Source organism: Mycoplana sp. ABR4_002 (assembly GCF_056159645.1).
Window position 1 is genome coordinate 655,715 of sequence record NZ_JBSWVO010000001.1, and the last position, 6,786, is coordinate 662,500.

Below are 6,786 nucleotides of genomic sequence, written 5' to 3' on the forward strand. Positions count from 1 at the left end.
ATTCGGCCTTCATCCGGCCTCGGTAAAGCCCCCGCAAGATCAATGACCAGCCCTCGAAAGGGGATGCCATGCTTCGCCTGATGAACGTCACGCGCCGGTTCGGCGGCCATGCCGCGGTCAATGCCGTCAACGTCGAGATCCCCCAGGGCCAGATGGTCGGCGTCATCGGCCGCTCGGGCGCCGGAAAATCGACGATGCTGCGCATGATCAATCGCCTCGCCGACCCGAGCGAGGGATCGATTCACTTTGGCGATATCGAGGTCTCGGCCCTGCGCGGCGCTCCCCTGCGCAACTGGCAGCGCGACTGCGCCATGATCTTCCAGCAGTTCAACCTGGTGCCGCGTCTCGACGTTCTGACGAACGTGCTGCTCGGGCGTCTCAATCATCGCTCCACCGCCCTCAGCATCCTCAACATGTTCACCCGCGAGGAGCGCATCATGGCGATCGCCGCGCTTGAGCGCCTCGGGATCGAGCAGACGGCGCTGCAGATGGCCGGCACGCTGTCCGGCGGCCAGCAGCAGCGCGTCGCGATTGCCCGCGCCCTGATGCAGCAGCCGAAGATGATCCTCGCCGACGAGCCGATCGCCTCGCTTGACCCGCTCAACGCCAAGGTCGTCATGGACGCGCTGCGCGACATCAACGAGCGCGAGGGCATCACCGTCATCACCAACCTTCACACCCTCGATACCGCCCGCAGCTATTGCGAACGGATCATCGGCATGTCGGCCGGCAGGGTCGTTTTCGACGGCTCACCGCGCGAACTCGATGCCGACGCCGTCCGCTCGATCTACGGCGCGGGTGCCGAGATCGACGAGACCATGACCTCCACCAGCATCGGTGCCAAGGCGCCGCTCGTGCAGGACAACAGCAAGCAATCGGCCAGCGTCAAGCCGCTGGCACTGGCCGGCATCTGACGCCGACCGGGATCGAACGGCCCGCGTCAAGGGCCATTGCGATTACAGAGAGCCGGCGCGGCCGGTCAAACAGGAGAGAAGTCCATGCTGAAGAAAGCTCTTTTCGGCGCCGTCGCCCTTCTGGCGCTGGTCGGCCACGCCCAGGCGGAAGACATGAAGGAATTCCGGGTCGGCATCCTCGGCGGAGAGAATGAGGCCGACCGCCTCCGCAACTTCCAGTGCCTGGGCGACAAGCTCAAGACCGAACTTGGCGTCGAGAAGGTCTCCTTCTTCCCGGCTGCCGACTATGACGGCGTCGTTCAGGGCCTCCTCGGCGGCACGCTCGACTATGCCGAACTCGGCGCATCGGCCTACGCCAAGGTTCACCTCGCCGACCCGAGCGCGGTCGAGCCGATCCTGACGACCGTCCAGACGGATGGTTCCACCGGCTACTACTCGATCATGGTGGCCCGCAAGGATAGCGGCATCGCTTCGCTGGAGGACCTCAAGGGCAAGAAGCTCGGTTTCGCCGACCCGGACTCCACCTCCGGCTACCTCGTCCCGCTCGTCACCCTGCCGGAATCGATCGGTGGTCCGGTCAAGGAATACTTCGGCGAGACCGGCTTCGGCGGCGGCCATGAGAACCTCGTCCTCGAAGTCGTCAAGGGCACGTTCGACGCCGGCACCACCTGGGGCTCGGGCGTCGGCGATTTCAAGGACGGTTACTCGTCCGGCAATCTGCGCAAGATGGTCGACAAGGGCATCCTCGACATGAATGACCTGGTCGAGCTGTGGCGTTCGCCGCTGATCCCGAACGGCCCGATCGTCGTTCGTACCTCGATGGCCGGCGACATGAAGGCGAAGTTCAAGCAATTCCTGATGGACCTGCCGCAGACCGACGCCGCCTGCTTCGCCGCCATCCAGGGTGGCGATTTCACCGGCTACACCGAGGTCAACGTCGACTTCTACAAGCCGATCATCGACGCGCGCAAGGCGACGATCGGCGGCTGATCCGGCCCACCGACCCGGGCGCAGGCCGGAACCGTCCGGCCTGCGCCTCCATTTGAGCAAAGCCTTGCTGATCGAGCGGGCTCCATCGACCGCGGGATGCGACATGGCCTTCACCACCGTTCCGAAAGGGTTCAGCGAGAGCGGCGCGCTGATCGAGCGCCACTGGCAGGAGCTCGCCGCCAAGCGCCGGCTCTATACCTGGCTCGGCTTCGGCCTGCTCATCGTTGCGATGGGTGGTTCGCTGTGGTTTGCCAATGCCACCAATGCCGGCAAGTTCTTCGATCGCCTGCCGCATCTGTTCGACTTCGTCGGCGATCTCGTTCCGCGCGACGGGCTGGAGGTGTTCCGCGCGTTGTTCGATCTGCCGTCGCCCTATGATGACGGCAGCTTCAAGTACAATTATACGGAGGGGCGGGTCTACCTGACCGAAAGCCTCTATGTCCCGGAATATTTCTACAAGATGCTGGAGACGCTCAACATTGCGATCTTCTCCACCATTGCCGGCGCGATGCTCGGTTTCGTCCTCTGCTTCCTCGCCGCGCGCAACCTCATGCCGAACTGGTTCGTCCGCGGCTTCGTGCGCCGGCTGATGGAGGTCGTTCGCGCCTTTCCGGAGGTGGTGCTCGCCGGCTTCTTCCTGGCGATCCTGTCGCTGGGACCTTTGCCCGCGGTGATCGCGGTGTCGATCCACACGATCGGTGCCCTCGGCAAGCTCTTCTTCGAGGTGGTCGAGAATGCCGACATGAAGCCCGAAGAGGGCCTGCGCGCCGCCGGCGCTAGCTGGATCGAGCGCGTCTGGTTCGGCATCGTGCCGCAAGTCATGCCGAACTTCATCAGCTATTTTCTGCTTCGGCTCGAGATCAACGTGCGCGCCTCGACCATCATCGGTGCGGTCGGCGGCGGCGGCATCGGCGAACTGCTGCGCCTGTCGATCGGACAGAACCACCAGGCCAAGACGCTCGCCATCGTGCTGTTGCTGTTCTGCACGATCGTCGCGGTCGACCAGTTGTCCGCGTGGGCGCGCCGCCGCCTCGTTGGCGACCAGGCCTTCCAACTGGCTCAGTGAGGAGAGGGACGATGACCAAGCTTCACCCGTCCGAGATGGAAGCCATCGCCGCACGGCACCCTGACGTTTTCGCGCGTTCGGCCTGGTCGCGCTTCCGCATGCCCTTGATCGTGTTCGGAGCTCTGCTGTACGCGATCTATTGCTGGTGGTTCTTCGCCATCGGCACGGTGCTGGGCAATGCGAACTGGTCGCTCGCGGGCAGCTACCTGTCCGACTGGGTCTCCTACGAGGTCCGGCCCGAGATCCGCATGGCGTCCGACGGGACGATGCAGATCCAGTATCCGCGCTTCTCGCCGCTGGGCGACAATCCCAACCCCGACTGGGTGGTCGCCACGCGGGAAATGGTGACGCGCACGGTCGAGGCGCCGGCTGTCAATGCACCCCAGGCCGCAGCGAAGAAATCGACGACCAGCTTCATGGCGCCCGGTGCCGCGCTCGGCAGTACGGCCGAAGGCGGCTCAGCGGTTGGCGTAGCCCGGATCGAGACCCGCACCGAGGAAGTCGTCACCCGTGCCGAAGTTCGGGTGGGTCGCTCCACCCGTATCGAGGTTGTCCCTGGCAAGGCCACCGTCGAGCACGGCGGCGAAACGCTCCGTCTCACCATGGACGGCAAGACAGTCGGCGTCGACGGCGCCCGGCTTCCGGAATGGGCAAGCCAGAAGCGACCCGGCGAGAAGATCGTCCTGTCCTTCGGCCTTGCCGGCTGGGCCGAGATCGAGGCGGACGAGGTCAGCATCCGTCGGCGCTTTCTCGGCTGGGCGAATTTCGTCTTCGATACCCACTCGCCCTTCTTCGGCAAGACGGCCGCGGAGGTGGCTTCGCTGATCGTGTCGGGCGAGCGCATCGATCCGGAGCGCTCCAACCTGTCGCTTGCCTGGAACAACATCCTCTACAATCACGAATGGCAGCATCTCGACGTCTGGACCAAGCTGCTGCAGACCGTGGTGATGGCCTTCGTCGGCACGGTGCTGGCAACGGTGGTGGCCTTCCCGCTCGCCTTCGTCGCCGCCCGCAACATCACCCGCAGCCGCCTTGCCAATCAGCTGGCCAAGCGCTTCTTCGACTTCCAGCGTTCCGTCGACATGCTGATCTGGGCGCTGTTTTTCACACGCGCCTTCGGTCCCGGGCCGCTCGCCGGCATGTCGGCGATTTTCTTCACCGACACTGGCACGCTCGGCAAGCTCTACTCGGAGGCGCTCGAGAACATCGATGACAAGCAGCGCGAAGGGGTCAAGTCGGTGGGCGCCCCGGCCGCGACGGTGCAGCGCTTCGGCGTGCTGCCCCAGGTGTTGCCGGTCTTTGCCTCCCAGGCGCTCTATTTCTGGGAATCCAACACGCGCTCGGCCACCATCATCGGTGCGGTGGGTGCCGGCGGCATCGGCCTGAAGCTCTGGGAGGCGATGCGCACGAATTCCGACTGGGAGAACGTCGCCTACATGGTGATGCTGATCCTGCTGGTGGTGTTCGTCTTCGACGGTATCTCGAACGCCCTGCGCTCGCGGCTGATGGGGCGCACACGCCACTGAAGGGAATGGCAAATGCCGGGCGCGATGGCATGATGCTGCCACACGAATCCCGTTAGGCTGGCAGGATCACCGAAAGGCGGATCCGGTCCGCAACAGCCCGAACTGACAGGAACGACGACCTTGCGATACGCTCTCTATTTCACGCCCGCCGCCACCGAGGACCTGACCCTGGCTGCTGCGCGCTGGCTCGGGCGCAACGCCTTTGCCGGTGCCGTACTCGATCAGCCGGTCGTTCCGGAGTTCCGGCCGGAGCTGCTTCGCGACCTGACCGCCGACCCGCGCCGGTACGGCTTCCACGCGACGCTGAAGGCGCCGTTCGAACTGGCCGCCGGCCGCAGCGAAGCCGAATTGGTGGCCGAAGTCGCGCGCTTCGCGGTCGAGATGGAGGCCTTCGACATACCCGAGGTCGTCGTCGGTCGGCTTCAATCCTTCTTCGCGCTCGTCCCGCGGGAGGAGTGCGCGCCGTTGCAGAGCTTCGCCGGCGCGGTGGTGCGTCGTTTCGAGCGCTTCCGTGCGCCGCTGACCTCCGCCGACATCGCCCGGCGCAGGCCCGACGAACTGACCAGCGAAGAGCGGCAGAACCTCGTGCAGTGGGGGTATCCTCACGTTTTCGACGCTTTCCGCTTTCACATGACGTTGACCGGGCGGGTCGCGGCTGAACACACGCCGGCGATGGAGCGCGTGCTGATGCGCCAGTTTGCCGATTTCCATGGCAAGCCACTGACCATTTCCGGCCTCGCTCTGTTCAGCGAGCCGTCCCGCGGCGCCGATTTCACAGTTCATTCGCTGTTCCCGCTCGGGGGAATGGCCAACCGAAAGATAGCCTGACATGTCGACCGAACTGACGCTCACAAATGCCCGTATCGTGCTTGAGGACGAGGTCGTCCACGGCGCCGTCCTGATCCGCGACGGGCTCATTGTCGAGATCTCCACAACGCCGTCCGGCGTCGGCGAGGACATGCAAGGGGACTATCTTCTCCCCGGCCTCGTCGAACTGCACACCGACCATCTGGAAGCGCACTATTCGCCAAGGCCCGGCGTGCGCTGGGGCAAGACGGCGGCGATCCAGGCTCATGACGCCCAGGTTGTCACCTCGGGGATCACCACGGTGTTCGACTGCCTGCGCATGGGCTCGGACGACAATGACGGCTTCGAGAAGGGCGAGATGCGGGCGATGGCCGATGCGCTGGCCGAAGCGGCGCAGGACGATCGGCTGCGCGCCGAGCACCTCATCCACCTGCGCTGCGAGGTGTCGACCAGCAACGTGCTGGAGCATTTCGAGGAGTTTGCCGAGGATCCGCAGGTGCGGCTCGTCTCGCTCATGGACCATGCGCCCGGCCAGCGCCAGTTCCAGACGATGGAGCAGTACACCCTCTACTACAAGACGAAGCGCGGCATGACCGACGAGGCCTTCGCCGCGTTCTGCCGCCATCAGCAGGAGCTTTCGGCGCGCTATGCCAAGCCGCACCGCGACGCCATCGCCGGCCACTGCGCGGCGCGCGGCATCACGGTCGCAAGCCATGACGACGCGACCCTGGACCATGTCGAGGAGGCGATCGGCTACGGCATCCGGCTCGCCGAGTTCCCGACCAGCTTCGAGGCCGCCAAGGCCTCGCACGGGGCAGGCATGAGCGTGCTGATGGGGGCGCCGAACATTGTCCGCGGCAAGTCGCACTCCGGCAACATCGCCGCGCGAGACCTTGCCAGCCATGGCGTGCTCGACGTGCTTTCCTCCGACTATGTCCCGCTCAGCCTGATGCACGCCCCCTTCGTGCTGGCTGACGAACTCGAGGCGATCAGCCTGCCGCAGGCGATCGCCATGGTGTCGGCGACGCCGGCAAGGACCGTCGGCCTGACCGACCGCGGCCGCATCGCCGCGGGCTTGCGCGCGGACATCGTGCGGGTGCGTCGCCCGGACGGCGTCCCGGTCGTCCGCTCCGTCTGGCGCCAGGGCCGGCGGGTGGCATGAGCGGTCTGCAGGACATGGTCACGACCGAAGCCGCGGCAGGCACCTTGGTCGTCGTCGTCGGTCCGAGCGGAGCGGGCAAGGACAGCGTGATGGGGTTCGCCGCACGGCACTTCGCCGGCGACGGACGGGTCCGCTTCTGCCGGCGGGTCATCACCCGCCCCGCCGACGCCGGCGGCGAGGATCATGTCGCGGTCGATGGCGAGACGTTCCGGCGCATGGCCGGTGAGGGCGCGTTCTGCGTCGCCTGGGATGCGCACGGCCTGAGCTACGGCGTGCCGGCGGAGACGCGCAACCGCGTGGGGCAGGGGGACGTCGTTGTCG

The 6,786-nt window shown here is 65.8% G+C and carries 7 protein-coding genes (1 of these 7 running past the window's edge); all 7 read left to right on the top strand.

Features of this window, described 5'->3' with window-relative positions; all coding sequences use genetic code 11:
• The first annotated feature begins 68 nt into the window (after window positions 1-68).
• Entirely contained in the window at window positions 69-914 is an 846-nt protein-coding gene (gene phnC, locus ACXAGF_RS03160) for a phosphonate ABC transporter ATP-binding protein (protein ID WP_475014444.1), read from the top strand.
• Window positions 915-998: 84 nt separating this feature from the next.
• Window positions 999-1,904 (top strand): phosphonate ABC transporter substrate-binding protein, encoded by a 906-nt coding sequence (phnD, locus tag ACXAGF_RS03165; RefSeq protein WP_475014445.1) that lies wholly within the window; start codon window positions 999-1,001, stop codon window positions 1,902-1,904.
• Between the two features lie 103 nt (window positions 1,905-2,007).
• On the top strand, window positions 2,008-2,970 hold the full coding sequence (gene phnE, locus ACXAGF_RS03170; RefSeq protein ID WP_475014447.1) for a phosphonate ABC transporter, permease protein PhnE: 963 nt from the start codon (window positions 2,008-2,010) through the stop codon (window positions 2,968-2,970).
• An 11-nt stretch (window positions 2,971-2,981) separates the two neighbouring features.
• Window positions 2,982-4,496 carry a phosphonate ABC transporter, permease protein PhnE gene (phnE, locus tag ACXAGF_RS03175; protein ID WP_475014448.1) on the top strand — a complete coding sequence of 505 codons (1,515 nt, stop codon included), beginning with the start codon at window positions 2,982-2,984 and terminating at the stop codon, window positions 4,494-4,496.
• A gap of 120 nt (window positions 4,497-4,616) precedes the next feature.
• A complete protein-coding gene (locus tag ACXAGF_RS03180) occupies window positions 4,617-5,324 on the top strand; it encodes a DUF1045 domain-containing protein (protein ID WP_475014449.1) in 708 nt (235 codons plus the stop codon).
• A gap of 1 nt (window position 5,325) precedes the next feature.
• The gene (locus ACXAGF_RS03185) at window positions 5,326-6,465 is read left to right on the top strand and encodes an alpha-D-ribose 1-methylphosphonate 5-triphosphate diphosphatase (RefSeq protein WP_475014451.1); all 1,140 of its coding nucleotides are present in this window, start codon (window positions 5,326-5,328) and stop codon (window positions 6,463-6,465) included.
• On the top strand, window positions 6,462-6,786 hold the 5' portion of the coding sequence (phnN, locus tag ACXAGF_RS03190) for a phosphonate metabolism protein/1,5-bisphosphokinase (PRPP-forming) PhnN (protein WP_475014453.1). The gene runs 272 nt beyond the window's last position; only the first 325 of its 597 coding nucleotides appear in the window; the start codon lies at window positions 6,462-6,464; its stop codon lies beyond the right edge, outside the window. Before ACXAGF_RS03185 ends, phnN begins: the two co-directional genes overlap by 4 nt.

Excerpts from the sequence above, each read along its gene's own strand:
- phnC (WP_475014444.1), top strand. The coding sequence starts at position 69 with ATGCTTCGCCTGATGAACGTCACGCGCCGGTTCGGCGGCCATGCCGCG.
- phnE (WP_475014448.1), top strand. The coding sequence starts at position 2,982 with ATGACCAAGCTTCACCCGTCCGAGATGGAAGCCATCGCCGCACGGCAC.
- ACXAGF_RS03185 (WP_475014451.1), top strand. The coding sequence starts at position 5,326 with ATGTCGACCGAACTGACGCTCACAAATGCCCGTATCGTGCTTGAGGAC.
- phnE (WP_475014447.1), top strand. The coding sequence starts at position 2,008 with ATGGCCTTCACCACCGTTCCGAAAGGGTTCAGCGAGAGCGGCGCGCTG.
- phnD (WP_475014445.1), top strand. The coding sequence starts at position 999 with ATGCTGAAGAAAGCTCTTTTCGGCGCCGTCGCCCTTCTGGCGCTGGTC.